14 protein-coding genes, 1 pseudogene and 2 riboswitches are annotated in these 17,354 nt (G+C 28.4%); of the genes and pseudogenes, 1 reads left to right on the forward strand and 14 read right to left on the reverse strand.

The features are described from left to right. Positions 1-180 precede the first annotated feature (180 nt). From ACTG47_RS16485 to ACTG47_RS16545, 13 genes and pseudogenes are all read right to left on the reverse strand, one after another. A complete protein-coding gene (locus tag ACTG47_RS16485) occupies positions 181-1,341 on the reverse strand; it encodes a glycerate kinase (RefSeq protein ID WP_479925365.1) in 1,161 nt (386 codons plus the stop codon). Between the two features lie 287 nt (positions 1,342-1,628). After that, positions 1,629-2,816: a M20 family metallopeptidase gene (locus ACTG47_RS16490; RefSeq protein WP_169469157.1), complete on the reverse strand. Its 1,188-nt coding sequence runs from the start codon at positions 2,814-2,816 to the stop codon at positions 1,629-1,631. Positions 2,817-2,829: 13 nt separating this feature from the next. Continuing rightward, positions 2,830-4,221, reverse strand: coding sequence for a YfcC family protein (locus ACTG47_RS16495; protein ID WP_169469155.1), 1,392 nt, complete (start codon positions 4,219-4,221; stop codon positions 2,830-2,832). A gap of 146 nt (positions 4,222-4,367) precedes the next feature. Beyond that, positions 4,368-4,547: riboswitch (Lysine riboswitch) on the reverse strand. Positions 4,548-4,668: 121 nt separating this feature from the next. After that, positions 4,669-5,490, reverse strand: coding sequence for a class I SAM-dependent methyltransferase (locus ACTG47_RS16500; protein ID WP_479925366.1), 822 nt, complete (start codon positions 5,488-5,490; stop codon positions 4,669-4,671). Positions 5,491-5,583: 93 nt separating this feature from the next. Beyond that, positions 5,584-6,348, reverse strand: a complete 765-nt coding sequence (locus ACTG47_RS16505; RefSeq protein WP_479925367.1) for an ABC transporter ATP-binding protein — start codon at positions 6,346-6,348, stop codon at positions 5,584-5,586. Continuing rightward, on the reverse strand, positions 6,332-7,282 hold the full coding sequence (locus tag ACTG47_RS16510) for an ABC transporter ATP-binding protein (RefSeq protein WP_479925368.1): 951 nt from the start codon (positions 7,280-7,282) through the stop codon (positions 6,332-6,334). The genes ACTG47_RS16505 and ACTG47_RS16510 overlap by 17 nt, the downstream gene beginning before the upstream one ends. 15 nt (positions 7,283-7,297) lie before the next feature. Further along, entirely contained in the window at positions 7,298-8,134 is an 837-nt protein-coding gene (locus tag ACTG47_RS16515; RefSeq protein WP_479925369.1) for an ABC transporter permease, read from the reverse strand. Position 8,135: 1 nt separating this feature from the next. Then, positions 8,136-9,083: an ABC transporter permease gene (locus tag ACTG47_RS16520; protein WP_479925370.1), complete on the reverse strand. Its 948-nt coding sequence runs from the start codon at positions 9,081-9,083 to the stop codon at positions 8,136-8,138. Next, a complete protein-coding gene (locus ACTG47_RS16525; RefSeq protein ID WP_479925371.1) occupies positions 9,083-10,663 on the reverse strand; it encodes an ABC transporter substrate-binding protein in 1,581 nt (526 codons plus the stop codon). Before ACTG47_RS16525 ends, ACTG47_RS16520 begins: the two co-directional genes overlap by 1 nt. A 161-nt stretch (positions 10,664-10,824) precedes the next feature. Further along, positions 10,825-10,961, reverse strand: a riboswitch (cobalamin riboswitch). Positions 10,962-11,477: 516 nt separating this feature from the next. Continuing rightward, entirely contained in the window at positions 11,478-11,879 is a 402-nt protein-coding gene (locus ACTG47_RS16530) for a DUF3139 domain-containing protein (RefSeq protein WP_479925372.1), read from the reverse strand. A 166-nt stretch (positions 11,880-12,045) separates the two neighbouring features. Continuing rightward, positions 12,046-13,221 (reverse strand): macrolide family glycosyltransferase, encoded by a 1,176-nt coding sequence (locus ACTG47_RS16535; RefSeq protein ID WP_479925373.1) that lies wholly within the window; start codon positions 13,219-13,221, stop codon positions 12,046-12,048. A 31-nt stretch (positions 13,222-13,252) separates the two neighbouring features. Next, on the reverse strand, positions 13,253-13,468 hold the full coding sequence (locus ACTG47_RS16540) for an AbrB/MazE/SpoVT family DNA-binding domain-containing protein (RefSeq protein ID WP_479927093.1): 216 nt from the start codon (positions 13,466-13,468) through the stop codon (positions 13,253-13,255). A gap of 27 nt (positions 13,469-13,495) precedes the next feature. Further along, positions 13,496-13,687 (reverse strand): annotated as a pseudogene (locus ACTG47_RS16545) (helix-turn-helix transcriptional regulator); the annotation flags it as partial. A gap of 288 nt (positions 13,688-13,975) precedes the next feature. Between ACTG47_RS16545 and ACTG47_RS16550 the strand changes: the two are divergent. Further along, positions 13,976-14,365 carry a (deoxy)nucleoside triphosphate pyrophosphohydrolase gene (locus tag ACTG47_RS16550; protein WP_479925374.1) on the forward strand — a complete coding sequence of 130 codons (390 nt, stop codon included), beginning with the start codon at positions 13,976-13,978 and terminating at the stop codon, positions 14,363-14,365. Between the two features lie 18 nt (positions 14,366-14,383). Here the strand turns inward: ACTG47_RS16550 and ACTG47_RS16555 are convergent, their stop codons facing one another. After that, positions 14,384-17,206 (reverse strand): DEAD/DEAH box helicase, encoded by a 2,823-nt coding sequence (locus ACTG47_RS16555; RefSeq protein WP_479925375.1) that lies wholly within the window; start codon positions 17,204-17,206, stop codon positions 14,384-14,386. Positions 17,207-17,354: the final 148 nt, after the last annotated feature.

Here is a 17,354-nt window from a genome sequence, read left to right on the forward strand (position 1 = left end):
ATTACCTCTTAATTACTTATTTTTATACACAATTAAGATTTAGTCAATGTCTATTTATAATATCATGATTTTGTACTTCAATTCATTATATTATTATAATATTCTGTAATAAAAATAAATAGGCTATCACATTGAAAACACCTAAATTAATGTGTAACAGCTTTCTTTTTTCATCTAATTTTAATATGACTTATTTCTTGACTGTTGTACACTAGTTATAAGATTAAATATTTGTATTGTTGTCGCAGTCATATTATTACTTGCAATTTTTTTATCCATAGCCTCTTCTATTGTCATAGCTCTATTTACTATAGAAAAATAAGCATCTATTCCCTCTTCATTACACTTAATTGCATCTTCAGTTGTTGCCCCAGCTAAACCTATTACTTTTACTCCATATTTTTTAGCTAATTTTGCAACTCCTATTGGTGCCTTACCCATTGCAGTTTGATTGTCTAATCTACCTTCTCCTGTTATTACAAAGTCTACATCTTGCAATTCATCCTCTAATTTAATTTCTTCTAATATTATTTTTATACCTGATTCTAGCTTTGAATTTAAGAATGCTAAAAAGGCAAATCCTAAGCCTCCTGCTGCTCCTACACCTTCTACATTAGCTATTTCTTTACCTAAGTCATCTTTGACTATATTAGAAAAATTTCTAAGCCCACTATCTAACTCTTCAATTATTTCTGGTGTTGCACCTTTTTGAGGTCCATATATGTATGTGGCTCCATTTTTTCCAAACAATGGATTGTTTACATCGCAGGCTATTTTAAAGTTACATTCATCTAATTCTTTTAGTCTATTATCTATTTTTATATGTCTTATTTTTTTTAGAACTTTTCCACCTAAACCTACTAATTTGTTATTCTCATCATAAAACTCAAATCCTAATGCTTGAAGCATACCCACTCCTGCATCATTGGTAGCACTACCACCTAAACCTACTATAAAATTTCTATAACCCTTCTTTATTGCTTCCTTTATTATTTCTCCGACACCATAAGTTGTAGTGTACAAAGGATTTCTAAATTCTGTTGGCACTAATGTCAATCCTGATGCTTGAGCAATTTCTATTATTACAGTATTTGTGTCCTTTAATAATCCATATGTCGCATTTACTTTCTTAACTATTGGTCCAATAACTGATATAGTTACTTTTTCACCATTCATACCTTGAACTAAAGCATCTACAGTACCCTCACCACCATCAGCAAGTGGCAGTATCTTTACTTCTGCATCTTTTTCGACTTTTAATATTCCTCTTTTGATTGCGTTTGCTGCTTCAATTGAAGATAAACTCCCCTTAAATGAATCTATAGAGATTAATATTTTCATATTTATCTACTCCTTATTTTAATATACAATTTTATAAGACTAATTTTCCTTTTATTTTATACTCTATATTTCTTTGTATATAAATTATCCTATTTTTTCATTACAAAAAAGGTCAGATATATATGAAATAGATTTTATTCTTATAGAATTATTTACCTAATTATTATCATACATCTTTCTCTTTATATACCTAGAATTATTATAACATCCCTTAAATTCTATAATATTAATAAAAGAGGTATTACCAATTTTCAAGTAATACCTCTTTGTTTTATGTTTAATTTAAATTAATTTAAGTGATTTTTCTTAATCTCATCAAGTAGTCCATCTTCTAAATAAATTTCTAATGCACAACCCACCATTGCCTTTACCGCTTTATGAAGTTTATCATAAGCTTCCGTAGAATTTGCATAATTTAGAAACTCTTTTTCATGTACATATACCATTGGATTTATATCTAAAGCTATTTCTGTATACATAGTAGGACAAACTTGACTTACATTACCTATATCTGTAGAACCTACTGGTCCCTCTTTTCCCTCTAATATATCTGTTATGCCTGCTTCAATTAAATTATTTTTTGTTATATTTTGAAGTACTTTATTATTTATTATATTATCAAAAGAATTTTCAAAATATCTATAAGATAGCTTAGCTCCTGTCATTAATTCTGCACCTTTTGCACAGTTTATAACCTTTTTAGTTACTTCATCTAAATAACTTCTTTCAGCAGCTCTTACGAAAAACTTACAAGCTGCTTTTTCTGGAACTATATTCGGTGCTTCCCCTCCATTTGAAACTATGCCATGTATTCTAACATCTGATTTTACATGTTGTCTTAGAGCATTTATTCCAGCAAAAGTAAGTTGTACTGCGTCCAAAGCATTAACTCCCATATGAGGATGACTAGCTGCATGTGCTGATACACCTTCAAAACTAAATTCTAATGAATCTATTGCTAAAGCCTTACAATTTATATTATTAAAAGCTTCTATATGCATCTGATAGCTTACATCAATATCGTCAAAAGCTCCTGCTTTAACTAAGTCACATTTTCCTCCTGTTGTTTCTTCAGCTGGTGTTCCTATTAGTACAATTTTTCCTTTAAAACTTTCTTTTAACTTGCTTAATACTATACAAGCCCCTAGTGTAGATGCCGCAATCCAGTTATGACCACAAGCATGACCTGGTTCTTTATCTTCTCCATATCCAGGAAGTGCATCATACTCAGCTAAAAATGCTATAGTAGGACCATCACTATCCCCTAGTTCTGCTCTAAAAGCAGTATCTATATTGCAGTATGGATAAGTTGTATCAAATCCATACTCTTTCATTTTCTCTACTAAATATTTTGATGATATATATTCTTCTTCCCCTAGTTCTGGGTTGTTGAATATAAAATCACATACTTCTTCAATTTGTTTTCCAAGTTCATTCTCTATATCATAAGCTCTTTTCTTTATACTCTCTATCATAACTTACCTCCTATTAAAATCCTAGATATAATCCTACTGTCAAAAATACCATTACAAGAATTGTTAATACTACCATTAGAGGAACTACGAATCTAACCCACTTTGACCAAGGAATATTAGCTACTGCTAGTGCTCCCATTAAAACACCTGATGTAGGAGTTATTAAGTTAGTTACACCTATACCAAATTGATACGCTGTAACTATCATTTGTCTAGATACATCTACTAAATCTCCAAGTGGTGCAAGTACAGGTATCGTAAGTGATGCAAGCCCTGATGCTGATGGTATTAAAAATGCTATTAATCCTTCTATTAAGAAAGTTAAATTTATAAATATAGTTTTTGGTAATCCATTTAATAAATTTGCTGCAGAATTTAAAATTGTATCTATTATAAATCCATTTTCTGCTATTATTACGATTCCACGTGCAAATGCTATACACAACCCTGCTGTCATTAAATCTCCTGCTCCACTTATAAATGAATTAACTATTTCATCTTGTTTAAGCCCTGATGCTATTCCAGATATTATACCTATGGCTGTAAATATCATTGCAATTTCAGCTATATACCATTCTAATCTTAAAACTCCAAATATCATAATTCCCATACCTATTACAAAAATTGCTATTACAATGGCTTCTCTTTTTGTAAATTCTTTTATAGTTGTATCACTATTAGTTATTGATTCTTGATTCAGTGATATATCATGTACTAAAGACTTTTTAGGGTCTTTTTTCACTCTATTAGCATACATCATAACAAATGCTATAGATATAGCCATATATATTATAAACATAACAACTCTAAACTCTATTCCAGAACCTGGTGCTATTTGTGACAATGCCTGTGCTATTCCTACAGAGAAAGGATTAGTAGTAGCCGCTCCAAATCCAGCTGTTGCCCCTATAAATACTGTTGCCACCGCGGTTAACGAATCATATCCCATGCTGGTCATAAGTGGAATAAATATCATATAAAAAGGTAATGTTTCTTCACTCATTCCAAAAGTTGTACCACCAAGACCAAATAAAATCATTGATATAGGTATTATTAAAAATTGAAACTTCTTCATTCTATTTACAGTATGTGCTATAATTGCTTCTATTGCACCTGTTTTGTTAACTATTCCAAAAGCTCCTCCAACTATCAAAACAAATCCAACGACTTCAGCTGCATCTATAAATCCATTTATAGGAGCTGAAAATACATCAGTAACACCTTGTGGATTTGATGGTGCTTTTTCATAAGTTCCAGCAACAACAACTGACCTTCCGTCTATATCTACCCTTTCAAAATTTCCACTTGGTACTATCCAAGTAAGAACTGCCATTACTACTATTAATAAGAATATTATAGTAAGTGTCTGCGGCATAGTAAACCTCTTCTTTTTTAAACTGCTCATTTGTATTCTCCCCACTTTTAAATTAAAATATTTTATTATTGCATCCCTTTTCTATCCTATTTTGTATAGATGTAAAAAAGCTCAACATGGATACATGTTGAGCTAAATGTGCTAAATACAACATACCTACATCTTCCCTTTATCTTATTTAAGATAGCTCTCCATCAAAATTCGGGATGATTTTGATGACAGTACTGTACCTATTAAATACAGTCCCAGCACTAGCTTTGGACACTAGCACTTCGGCAATTACTCCTTTTATATTGATTCATTGGCTTCCGGCCTCTTCAATATTAATCTTAGTAAATGCAACCTCTACCTCAATCTTTTTATTAGACGAGGTAATGCTTATTAAATTTTATTTATTGTAAATAATTGTAGCATAATATGTCGAGATTGTAAATATTTTCAATATAATAATACTTACATTTAATGACATTAACAAGTTTAATTAATACTATTCCAATATATAATCACAACCTTAGTTTTATGTTTGAAAATATATTTATTTTCTCTTCTTTCTATTACATTGTTTATATATTTATCCACCACTTCAACAAAATTAATATTTTTATTTAATTCAGCCTTAATTTTAAGATATATGTCTTCTATACTATCGAATTCAATTTCATTTTCTACGTCAATAAACTTTATATCTGCACATATATTCAAAGAATGTAATATATTTGGAATATATATATAATCTGGACAAGTTCTATCCTTCTCTCCTAAAGCAATATATAAGTCATTAAATAATGGCTTTTGAATAGTTCTTACTATAATTACTTTTTCTTTAGCTAACTTATTCATTTTATTCAATGCATCTTTAATATTCCAAATTCTATAAAGAGAATTTACAGATAAAATGTAGTCACTACACTCAAAATTGACATCTTCCCATTTACCTTGCATTGTTTTTATATTGGTTATATTATATCCTCTAATCTTTTCTTCAAGCATATCAAGCATATCTCTTGAAAAATCATTAGCAATTACAACTTTACATTTCTTAGAAAGTGGTATAGTGAATTTTCCTGTCCCTGCACCTATTTCTATAAGATTTTTTCCTTTCTCTATTAATTTATCAATAAAATCAAATACTTCTTTTGAATAATCATAAAGAGTTGGCTTATCATCATATTTATGAGATAATTTTTTAAAAAATAATCTTTCTACCTCATCATCAAAAGCTCTTTCCTTTGAATATCCTTCTTTACTTTCAATATATTCATGCCATTTTTTTTCGAAATCTATATCTTTGTAATACATGATTAATCACCCTTTCTAAAATGTTAAGATTAAGTTTTATCAACATAATAATTGATTAATTAAATACTTAGCTAAATGACTGGTGATTATATTCTAAAAGTTAATAAAATTCTCGATAAGCTCTTTAGTATAAGCATGCTTTGCACCTTTATATAATTCTTTTGAACCTATAATTTCAACTATTTTACCATTTAACATAACTGCAATTTCATCACTAAATTCCTTAACTAAGTCTATATCATGAGATATAAATAAATAGGTTATATTAAACTGTCTTTGAGCTTTCTTCAAGACTTGTACAACTTGAGCCTGCACAGATACATCTAACATTGATGTAGGCTCATCCAATATTATAAATTTAGGCTTTAATAAAAGTACTCTAGCTAAAGCAACTCTTTGTATTTGTCCTCCACTTACTTGATATGGGTATCTAGTTAAGATTTCTTCACTAAGTCCAACAAAACTTAAATATTCCCTTATAAGTTCTGTTGATTTATTCTTCTCATAGATTTTATGAATTTTTAATGGCTCTATAAGGCTATCATATATAGTTTTCTTAGGACTTAGAGCCGAATCTGGATGTTGAAATATTACTTGCATCTCTTTTCTTAAATTCCTCATCTTAGAAAAATTATAATTACTTATATCTCTACCATTAAAATAAATTTTGCCTCCATCAGATTTAATAAGTCTTAAAATAAGCCTTGATAAAGTTGATTTTCCACACCCACTTTCTCCCACAAGACCCAAAGTCTTTCCTTCTTCTATTTCAAATGATACGTCATCTACTGCCTTGACTATTTTCTTGTTAATTATTCCACTCCTAAACTCTTTGTAAAGATTACAAATTTTTATCATAAATAAAACACCTCACCTTTGAACCATTAACATCAAATAATACTGGCTCATAATCAGAACATGATTTTTTTGCAACTTTACATCTTGGAAAAAACCTACATCCTTTTGGTAAGTCTGTTAGACTTGGTGCTATTCCATCAATAGGCATTAATTTTTTACTTGGTTGTGAATCAATTAAACCTCTTGTATAAGGATGTAATGGATTGTTAAATATACTATCTTTGGAACCTTTTTCTATGATTTTACCTGCATACATAACCATAACTTCATCACAGAGTTTTTTAGCTAACATTAAATCATGTGTTATGAGTACCATGCTAACACCCATATTACTTCTTAAATCATAAAATACCTCATATACTTGTTTTCTTATTATGGCATCTAACCCTTTAGTTGGTTCATCTGCAATTATCCAGTTTGGTTTTAGTGCTGTCCCTATAGCTGCTAATGCCCTTTGACTCATTCCTCCACTTAGTTGGAAACCATAAGAATTATAAATTAAATCAGTATTTGAAAAAGAAAATTTTCTTAATATCTCTAAACTTTTCTTTTTACAAGAGCCCTTCCTTTCTTTTTCATGATAATGGAAAAGTTCATTAATATGACTTCCTATCTTTAGTATTGGATTGAAAGAACTCGATGGATTTTGTGGTATTAATGCTATCTTTTTTCCTCTAATTTCTCTAATTTCTTTTTCCTTAAGTTTTAGTAAATCTTTATCCTCATATAAAATGCTACCTGAAATAATTGAATTATTAGATACAAGATTTAAAATTCCTAATCCGAGTACTGATTTTCCACTACCAGTTTCTCCAATAATTCCTGTAACTTTACCACTTTGAAAAGTTACAGATACTCCATCTACAGCTTTCACTTTTCCTTCCTTAGTATTAAAATAAATTTTTAAATCTTTTATATTTATATCTCTACTCATATTTTTTAATTCCTTCTAAAGATATTGACTTAAAGAATTGTTTTTTTCATCAAACATGTCCCTTAATGCATCTCCAACTAAATTTATACTACAACACAACAGTAATATACTAAATCCTGGTGCTAGTAACAGATTAGGATAACTTCTAAAATGAGTTTTAGCATCATTTATCATAACTCCCCAATCGGCCTGTGGAGGCTGTATCCCTAATCCTAAAAAACTCAGTGATGCCATAGAAAGTACACTTTTACCTATCCTTATTGTAAATAGTACTATGAATGGAGCAAATATATTTGGAATTATATAATGAAAAATTATGTGAAGATGACTGGCACCTAATGCTCTTGCACCTTCAACATACTTTTCTTCTTTTACCTTTAATACTTCTCCTCTAACTACTCTTGAAAATCCAGCCCAAGAAGTAAATACTATTGCTATTAATAAACTTTTTATTCCTGGACCAAGAACTCCAGCAAGGGCAATCATAAAACTAAGACTTGGAAGACCTTGAAATATATTTACAATCGACTGAATTACTATATCTACTATACCACCACAATACCCTGCTACTATGCCTACAAAGCTACCAAATATCATTGTTAACAAAGTTGCTACAAACGCTAAAGATATAGACACTCTAGCTCCATACAATATCCTACTTAAAATATCTCTTCCTAGAGTATCTGTCCCAAGTATATGCTCTTTAGATATTCCCATTAACCTGTCAGCCATTTGCACCTTATTAGGGTCATATGGAGCTAATTTAGGAGCAAAAAAAGCAACAAGTATCATAATTATTAACACCAAAAAAGCTACTTTATGTATAAATAATATTCCTTTAAATTTCTCCATATCATTTACCTCCTATCCTTATTTTAGGATTAAGAAATAGATAACATATATCTACAACTAAACTAAACAATACAAATATAATTCCTGTAAATAGTACATATCCTTGTACAACAGGATAATCTCTACTCATTATTCCTTGTATTACATAGCTTCCCATACCTGGAATACTAAAAATAACTTCAACTACTGTAGAGCCTCCTAAAATTGCACCAAAATAGTTTCCTAAAACAGTTACAATAGGCATTAAAGAGTTTAAAAAAGCATACTTAAAAGTAACTATCCTATTTGGCAATCCTTTAGACTTTGCTACTGTTATGTAGTTTTGTCCCATACTTTCTATTAAAGTTGCTCTATTTAACCTAGCTACAGTTCCTATTGTTCCAGCTGCTAAAACAAATCCAGGCATTATTAAGTGTTTAATTGTTCCATACCCACTTGTAGGTAACCACCTAAGAGTTTCACAAAATATACCTAGCATGATAATGGCTAACCAAAATCCTGGGATAGAAGTCAGAAATAATGATACAAAAGTCCCAATCTTATCTATAGCTGAATCCTTCCTAAGAGCCATGATTATAGCTAATGGTATAGACAATACTATAACAAAAAACATAGCCATTAAAGATAAAGAGAAGGTTATTGGCAACCTTCTCAATATATCTTCTGTTATAGATGTCTTTTTGATATAGGAAAGTCCTAAATCTCCAGTTATAGCTTTTTTAGTCCAATTAATATACTGAACTATAATACTATCATTTAATCCTAGTTCTTCTCTAACTATTTCTATTTCTTCTTCTGTAGGAGCAGAAATACCATCCATGCTTAAATATTCAACTGCTGGGTCGCCAGGAGCTATAACACCCAATATAAATGCTAAAAATGTTATTCCTATCAAAATAGGAATAGTCATCAATATTCTTCTAATCAAATATTTAAATGAATTTTTCACTACTCACTCCACTCCATACTTGCTAATGTAGTTCCATATAATGTAGGCTTGTACCCAGTTATTTTTTTATTATAGGCAATTAAGTTAACATCTTCAAATAATGGTATAGCTGATGGATGTTGTGCTGATATATCTTGAAGTTCATCATATATTTTACTTCTTTCATCTAAATCCATTGTTTTTTCTAATTTAGCTATCAACTCATCTGCTCTTTCATTTTTATAACCTAATGAATAAGCTATATTACTTGAACCTGTACTTCTCATATAACTATCGAATATAGAAAATGGCTCTGCATTTGGAAGCCCTTGAGTGTGAAGAGCTATATCATAATTTCCTGTTTTTTGTGCTTCCTTAAAAGCAGCTCCATCAAGTATAGTTATTTTAGAATTTAACCCAACTTCACTTAATACAGATTGTATATACTCTGCCACAGTTTTATATGGGTAACGGTCTACTCCATAAGATGGAATTATAAATTCTAGCTCTTTTGTTTCTCCTTTTAATTCGTTATTTATGATTTTTTTTGCTTTTTCAGCATCATAAATAGGTTTAATTTCCTTACCAAAAGGAGAACCTTGGTTTAATATATTCATAGTTGGAGTTCCATATCCTCCATAAAATTTATTTACTATAGTTTCTCTATCTATCAATAAACTTAATGCTTCTTTTATTTTTACATTATTAAATGGTGCTCTCGTACCATTTGTTGATATAAATTGAGTTATTGTTGATGGAGATGATTTAATCTCAAAGTTTTCATCCTTTACTAGTTCACTTGCTAACTCAGGAGTAATTGCTCCTAGGTCCATAACACCCATAATTTCTTCTGATTTAAGTGCTGTATAACGAGTCTGAGCATCTTTAATTACATTTACTCTTACATTTTTAACTTTACTTTTCTCTCCATAATAATCTTGATTTCTCTCTAATAAAACATATTGTTCTTTTTCTCTGTCTTTTATTTTAAATGGACCAGTTCCTTGTGCATACTTAGTAAAATCTCCTGTTTGCACATCAAAACACTCTGGGCTATACATAGCACTTCCAAACCTCGCCATATTATATATTAAAGTTGATATTGGCTTGCTAAAAGTAAGTTTAACTTCATAGTCTGAAACTTTACTCACCTCTTGTAAATTAGGATATGTTTTTTCTATATCAAATGAATAAAAAGGTGAAGATTTAGTTTTCATACTCATATAACGCTCAAAGTTTTTTACTACTGAATCAGCATTTAACTCTACTCCATCATGGAATTTCACACCTTTCTTTATTGTAAATGTCCATTCTTTATAGTCATCTGAATTTGACCACTTCTCTGCAAGTTCTGCTTTTGGTTTGCCATCATCACCTAACCCTATTAATGGCTCCCATACATAAAGTATTGAACTTGTGTAATATGCATCTTGCTCTCCTGGAGCCAAATCTCTAGCTGCTGCTAAAACTACTTCCTTTTCATTATTCATTTTGCTAACATCATTTTTTTCTTTTGGCTTACTACATCCAGCTAACAAGGATAACATTAACACAACTGTTAAAATCACACTAATTAACTTCTTATTTGAGTTCTTCCTCATTATATACTTCCCCCTTGTTTATAAATATGAGCATAAAAAAAGCTATAGCAAATAATGCTATAACATCCCATTTTAATATGTATACTTCAATTTCTAAATTTCATATACAAAATAATAAGTTTAGTTGCTCCCCCCTAAATTTATTTATTAATATTTAATGCAGGTATCTGACTTACACATTTAATCCCTCAATTTTGCCAAGTAACTCTGGTATTATGTGGAATTTATTCATGCTTACAGTGATGGGTTCGTGTTGGATTTTCACCAACTTCCCTACTCTTTAAATATATTTATTCAGTTATTAAGTTAATTGTATGCAATCTTATATAGATTGTCAACTTAAATCAAAATCTAGCACTATTTGCAAGATAAAGTATTGTAAAAATAAGGTCTAGTACTGTATTAATTTTCATATAAAAAAATGAAATTAATACAGTATTAAATTTTGTATCTATATATTTAAAATTTTTAACAATACATCATTATCATATTTCATAGTAAAACTTCATTTTCTTTATCATTCCTATTTGACGAAATTCACCAATGACAAATACAATAATTTTATTTTTATTTTTTTACTAATGTTTCATTATTATTCAAATTATTTTAATATGTTCCTCTTTTCAATAAAAAGAACTCAAGTATATATGTATAAAACAGCCCTAGATTTCCACATATATATTTGTGTTCTTTTTATAATTTGCAACATCTTTAAAACTATGAATATTTCGCTATAATGATAAATTTTTATTTAAATATGATAGCACTATTTTAAAGTAAATTACCATAAAAAATCATTCTATTTTATCATGAACTATTTATCCAACTCTTTTTTAAGATAAATTGGTGGATACCTAACACTTTTTAATTCTTCATTACTTTTTAGAAGCTTATTATTTTCTACATTATAAATTTGTAGCATAACTTTATTTACATATAGAGCATAATAATCATCACTATAAAAATACTGATATTCATACTGTGAATCATCTTTGTAATTTACTCTATACAGTATTCCTTTGTAACTTGCTTTCTTTGCCTTTTCTTTTGTAATACTCTTTATATCATCTTCTGAAACACCTTGTTTTTCCATATATTTATTGATATATATCTCAGCATCCTTCCATGGCTTGAAATAATTATTATATACAACACTTCCTGATATACCTACAATACCTATAATTAATACTAATAAAATAAATTTATATTTTCTCATGTTAATTTCCCTCCTTTTATTATTTAAAACTTATCATCATTCACAAAAAAAAGATGTTATATTTTTCTATTAAAATATAACATCCCTCATATTTAACATCAATATATATGCCCTAACTGGTGGGTTAAAAGACCTCACTGTCAGTATTTTTTCTAAATTTATATCCTCAACAATATGACTTTATCAACTGTAATATTACATCAGCTGCCTTCTTTGAACCTCCTGCATTATAAAAGCTTTTAGATAGTTTAATTACATTTTCTTTATATTCATTGTTATTCATAACTTTAAATACTATATCTTTAATATTTCTTGACCTATTTTCTTTTAACATAATCCCTGCACCTAAATAAGCAACTCTATTAGCTACCATTCTCTGTTCTGAATGTTGTGGAAATAAGACCATAGGTACACCATAATACAAACTTTCATTTACACTATTCATACCACAATGAGTAATAAACACATCAGTTTCTTGAAGTATAGCAATCTGTTCAACACTATTTTTAACTTCAAAATTATTTGGTATATGCCCTAAACTTTTAATGTCAGTATCTCTACCAACAGACATGATTACATCAACATCACAATCTTTAAATGCATTTATACAGTTTTCATAAAAGTTAATATTTTTATTATTAATCGTGCCAAGTGAAATATATATAAGCTTTTTCTTTTTATCTTTAGGTTCGACAATCAACTTTGATACCGATGGTCCTACAAAGGAATACTTACTGGAAAAAGTTTCTGCCATTGGTTGAAATTCTTTTGATGTATATACAAGAGTATTTGTATCATTGTCATTGGAAACCATAGAGATAAAATTTTTTACATCATATCCTTTTCTTTGTAGTAGCTTTATTTTTTTATTAATGAGTCTCATACCAAAAATCGTACGGATAACTTCCATAAAACTTTGCTTCATCATCTTTGCTGTATATTTATTAAATGCAAAAGTTGTTGTAGAGCATATATATGGAATATTAAGTTTTTGTGCAAACAACTTCCCCCAAAAGCTTAATGAATCTGATACAACACAATCTGGATTAAAATCTTTAAGTTCTCTACATACTTTTTCCTCCAAAGATATCGTAGTACATACTATCATATCAATTAACCCAGAGAAATCTTTGCCAATTTTTTTCTCATCTTCAGGACGTAATTCTGGAAGATATTTATCACAACCAATAAATTTTGCTCCAGCATCTTCAATTTTATATTTAAATTCATTAAAAGAATAATACAATACTTCATTCCCTCTATTGACTAATTCACGAACTACTTCAATTGTAGGATTAGTATGACCATATGCAGGAATGCTGAAAAATACTATTTTACTCATACTTTATCCATCCTTTTATAATTTTTTAAAATCACTCTTCTTTATCTGTTACTCCCATATGACCTATGAAATTTACTAAATCACGTTGATGAACAATTCCTAATCCTCTTTCTTCATCTCCAAGTATCAATAATTTATCTCCTGTATTTATATTAAATATATCCCTTGCTTCTTTTGGAATAACAATCTGACCACATTCTCCAACTACAACAGCTCCAAAGAAAAATTTCCCTTTAGGTGGTACTATAATACCTGTTTTTTCTTCTGAATGATTAACTAAGTCATCTAGTTTGACATTGTACAATTTTGCAAGTTTAATACAATTATCTATATCAGGAACAGATTCTCCACTTTCCCATTTTGCTACTGATTGTCTGGATATATTAAGCTTCTCAGCTAAATCCTCTTGTGTATACTGATGAATTTTTCTTAGTCTTTTCAAATTTGTATTAAGCATATTTTTCATATCTCCTATATTTATCGTACTAAATTTATTATTTAAATTCTATCAACTAATTTTAACATTTATGTATATATTCATATACATTTCTCTTATATAAGCTTATCCTTAAATATATTATAAAAAAATTTATAATTACTAGATACAATCTTTAGTTTATCTAAAATGGCATCTTCTATTTATAAAGGTACAAGTAGTAAAAATATATATACTATTATATTTACAATTAACTTTATAATTTTAAATTTGTTTAAATTTATTAATTATGGTATTTTATTTTATGAGGTGATTTAGTTGAAAAAAATAATAAAAGTAGTTGCTGCAATTATAGAAAATGAGAATAATGAAATTCTATGTGCTCTTAGAGCTCCAGATATGTCTCTACCAAATCACTGGGAATTTCCAGGTGGAAAAGTTAAAGAAGGAGAATATTTATTTGATGCAATAGAAAGAGAAATACAAGAAGAATTAAGTTGTAAAGTGAAAGCAGATATTATATTTGCTGAAAATACTCATGAATATGAAAAAATTATAGTAAACTTAATTGGTATAAAATGTTCATTAATAGAGGAGTTTCCTACTCCGAATGAACACTCCAAGTTAATTTACCTTAAAAAAGAAAACTTAAGCTCTTTAGTATGGGCTCCTGCAGATATCCCTATTGTAAAAGAGGTAATGAAATAGGGATATATTAATATATCCCTATTTCATTACCTCTACTTTTTTTATAAATTCTCTATATATTTTAACAGGAACTTCTTGATGAAGTTTTATCTTCATGGTTATAGGCTTTTCCCCTCTATATTCTACAGAATCACCCTTACCTATATAAATATATGGTTGTGCCTTCTTATCTATTTCTTTATATTTTCTCACAAATAAGTGTAAGTTAACTTTTCTATCTTTATTATGAATTAAATTCTTCCCTCTATCAGTTGACTGTCGTGTAGAATTTGGAGATTGCCACTGAAAATAATGTTGATTTAGAAATTTGTCCTTATAATTTATCCTTTCATCTATTCCTTCTTCCTTATGTAAATCAATAAATAGGAAATATTCATTCCCATTAACCAAAAGTCCACTCCCTCTAAATGCAGAATGAATCTTTCTATAATTAGAAAGTAATGCTATATCAATCATTTTGTACTGTTCATATAACTTTAAGAATGGTACTCCATAGTAATCTTCTTTGAACTCTTTTTCATATCTAATAATCCCATATGTAATAGCATCCTCTATATATTTTCTATATTTTTTATCATTAATTATTTGGGTAAATATACTACTTCTATACAAAGTATCACCTTTATACTCTATTAGTTTAACCTTATTTTTTATTATTGATGAATCGCAATATTGATGATTCAAACATTCAAAAGCATGAATTACACTATCATAGTCTATTTTATTAATATACTTTAATATTTCATTAGTTGCTATTTCTATGTTAATACTCTCATAATTTAATAAATATTTAAGTATGATAAATTCATTTATTCTTTTTAAAGGTAAACTAGCATTTAATTCTTTTAATATTTTTTCAAAATCCTTATCCATTAATAATGTTTTAATACTATCATCCTTTTCTATCTTACCTATAAAACTTAAATAAGTCCCATCTTTATCTATAAACTTAACTGGGTCTGGTGAACCATCAAATTTTATATAATCTAATAAGAAATATGGTACTCTTCCTCCACATAAGATTTTGAATTGATTATATTCATCCTTCAAATATTGTGCTGACCTGAAATTTTCTCCATCAATCTGTGTTAGAATTCTTTCCTTAGAGATTTCATCAATTTGAATATGAGTACATCCTGGTATATTAGCAAAATCAGTACTTACAGCTACCTTTATGCTATCCTTATCATAATATCTTGCACCATTTAAAGCTATAGCTATTAAAAAGGACTTCTTATGATTTCCTATAAAATCAAGTACTGTTAAAAATTCTTTATCTCCACTTTTTCTAAGCCCTCTCCCTAATTGTTGAATAAATATTATAGGAGATGCAGTAGGTCGTAGCATTAAAATAGTATTTATAGAAGGTATATCAACACCTTCATTAAATATATCAACAGTAAATATAGCCTGCAAACTATCCTTATTACTTTCTAATTGTTCAATATATTCTTGTCTTTTATCAATAGAATCCTCACCACAAAGTGCAACACTATTTATACCTCTTTTCTTAAACTCTTCAGCCATATACCTTGCATGTTCTATATTTACACAGAATCCTAATAATTTTCTAAACTGTCCATCATGTCCATAAAAATTCATTTTTTCAATAATAAAATCTACTCTTTTGTGTATCATTAAGCGTTTAGCTAACTCTGATGTATTCTCTAAATCAACATTCTCTAAATCTACACCTTCAACATCTGTTATACCAAAGTAATGAAATGGTATTACTAAATCTTCTTCAAGTGCTTCATGCAATCTAACTTCTAAGGCAACATTATTATCAAAAAGCTCAAATACACTTAAACTGTCACATCTCTCTGGAGTAGCAGTCATACCTAATGTAAACTTAGGTTTAAAGTAATTCAAAATATTTAAATATGATTTACTGGCACTATGATGAGCTTCATCAATTATAATATAATCGAAACAATCCTCTTCAAACTCAGTATAATGCTTATTCATAGTTTGTATTGTTGCAAATAGATAATCTGCGTCAGAGTTTTTTTTATTACCAGTAAATAAACCTGTTTTTAAATTCATTCCTTTTAACAATCTATAAAATGTTTCTTTGGCCTTTTTTAAAATTTCTTCCCTATGAACTATGAATAATAATCTCTTAGGTTTAAATTCCATTACATCAAATGCGGACATATATGTCTTTCCTGTTCCAGTAGCAGCAATAACTAAAGCTTTATTTTCTCCATGAGTCCTTAGCCTTTCTAAGTTTTCCATAGCTTTTATTTGCATCTTATTAGGTCTAATTGGTACAAAATTATCAAACACCATTTTTCTTTTTGATTCTGCTCTTTTAATTTCATTTAAAAATAACATATATCTTTGTAACACTTCATCATTAAGATTTGAACTCATCTTCCAAAGGTTATCATACTCCTTCAATACATCTTTTATAAATGGCTCATCTTCTTTTGAAACTATCTTTACATTCCATTCTATATTACTTTTTAATGCACTTTGAGTAATATTTGAAGAACCTATTATAATTTTATAATGGTCTTCATTTTCAAAAATATATACCTTTGTATGAAAACCTTTTTCTCTATCTGCTATGAATATTTTCATATCTATATTGTTAAATTCTTGTATTTTTTCTAATGCTTTTGGTTCTGTAAAATTTAGATATGTAGTAGTTATTATCTTGCCTTTTACATTTTTTTCTTCCAATTCTTTAAATGTATCTAGCAACAATTGTACTCCACTATAATTTATAAATGCTACACTAAAATAAAATGATTTACATTCTTTTAAATTTTTTTTTAGTTCATTTAATAAATTACTATATTTTGAATTTATAATTAGTTGTTTTGATTCCTGCATTTTTTTCCCCTTAATTGTTATAAATATGTTTAAATTATAGCATAAAAATATAGAAGAATCCTTATTTTTGCTTGTATAGCTATTTAATTATTAGACATATCGTGTCTATTACTATTAAATAAATAAAACCATACAAAGTAATATAATT

This window comes from Clostridioides sp. LIBA-6622, from assembly GCF_056716095.1.

Excerpts from the sequence above, each read along its gene's own strand:
- ACTG47_RS16485 (WP_479925365.1), bottom strand. The coding sequence starts at position 1,341 with ATGAAAATATTAATCTCTATAGATTCATTTAAGGGGAGTTTATCTTCA.
- ACTG47_RS16490 (WP_169469157.1), bottom strand. The coding sequence starts at position 2,816 with ATGATAGAGAGTATAAAGAAAAGAGCTTATGATATAGAGAATGAACTT.
- ACTG47_RS16495 (WP_169469155.1), bottom strand. The coding sequence starts at position 4,221 with ATGAGCAGTTTAAAAAAGAAGAGGTTTACTATGCCGCAGACACTTACT.
- ACTG47_RS16500 (WP_479925366.1), bottom strand. The coding sequence starts at position 5,490 with ATGTATTACAAAGATATAGATTTCGAAAAAAAATGGCATGAATATATT.
- ACTG47_RS16505 (WP_479925367.1), bottom strand. The coding sequence starts at position 6,348 with ATGATAAAAATTTGTAATCTTTACAAAGAGTTTAGGAGTGGAATAATT.
- ACTG47_RS16510 (WP_479925368.1), bottom strand. The coding sequence starts at position 7,282 with ATGAGTAGAGATATAAATATAAAAGATTTAAAAATTTATTTTAATACT.
- ACTG47_RS16515 (WP_479925369.1), bottom strand. The coding sequence starts at position 8,134 with ATGGAGAAATTTAAAGGAATATTATTTATACATAAAGTAGCTTTTTTG.
- ACTG47_RS16525 (WP_479925371.1), bottom strand. The coding sequence starts at position 10,663 with ATGAGGAAGAACTCAAATAAGAAGTTAATTAGTGTGATTTTAACAGTT.
- ACTG47_RS16530 (WP_479925372.1), bottom strand. The coding sequence starts at position 11,879 with ATGAGAAAATATAAATTTATTTTATTAGTATTAATTATAGGTATTGTA.
- ACTG47_RS16535 (WP_479925373.1), bottom strand. The coding sequence starts at position 13,221 with ATGAGTAAAATAGTATTTTTCAGCATTCCTGCATATGGTCATACTAAT.
- ACTG47_RS16555 (WP_479925375.1), bottom strand. The coding sequence starts at position 17,206 with ATGCAGGAATCAAAACAACTAATTATAAATTCAAAATATAGTAATTTA.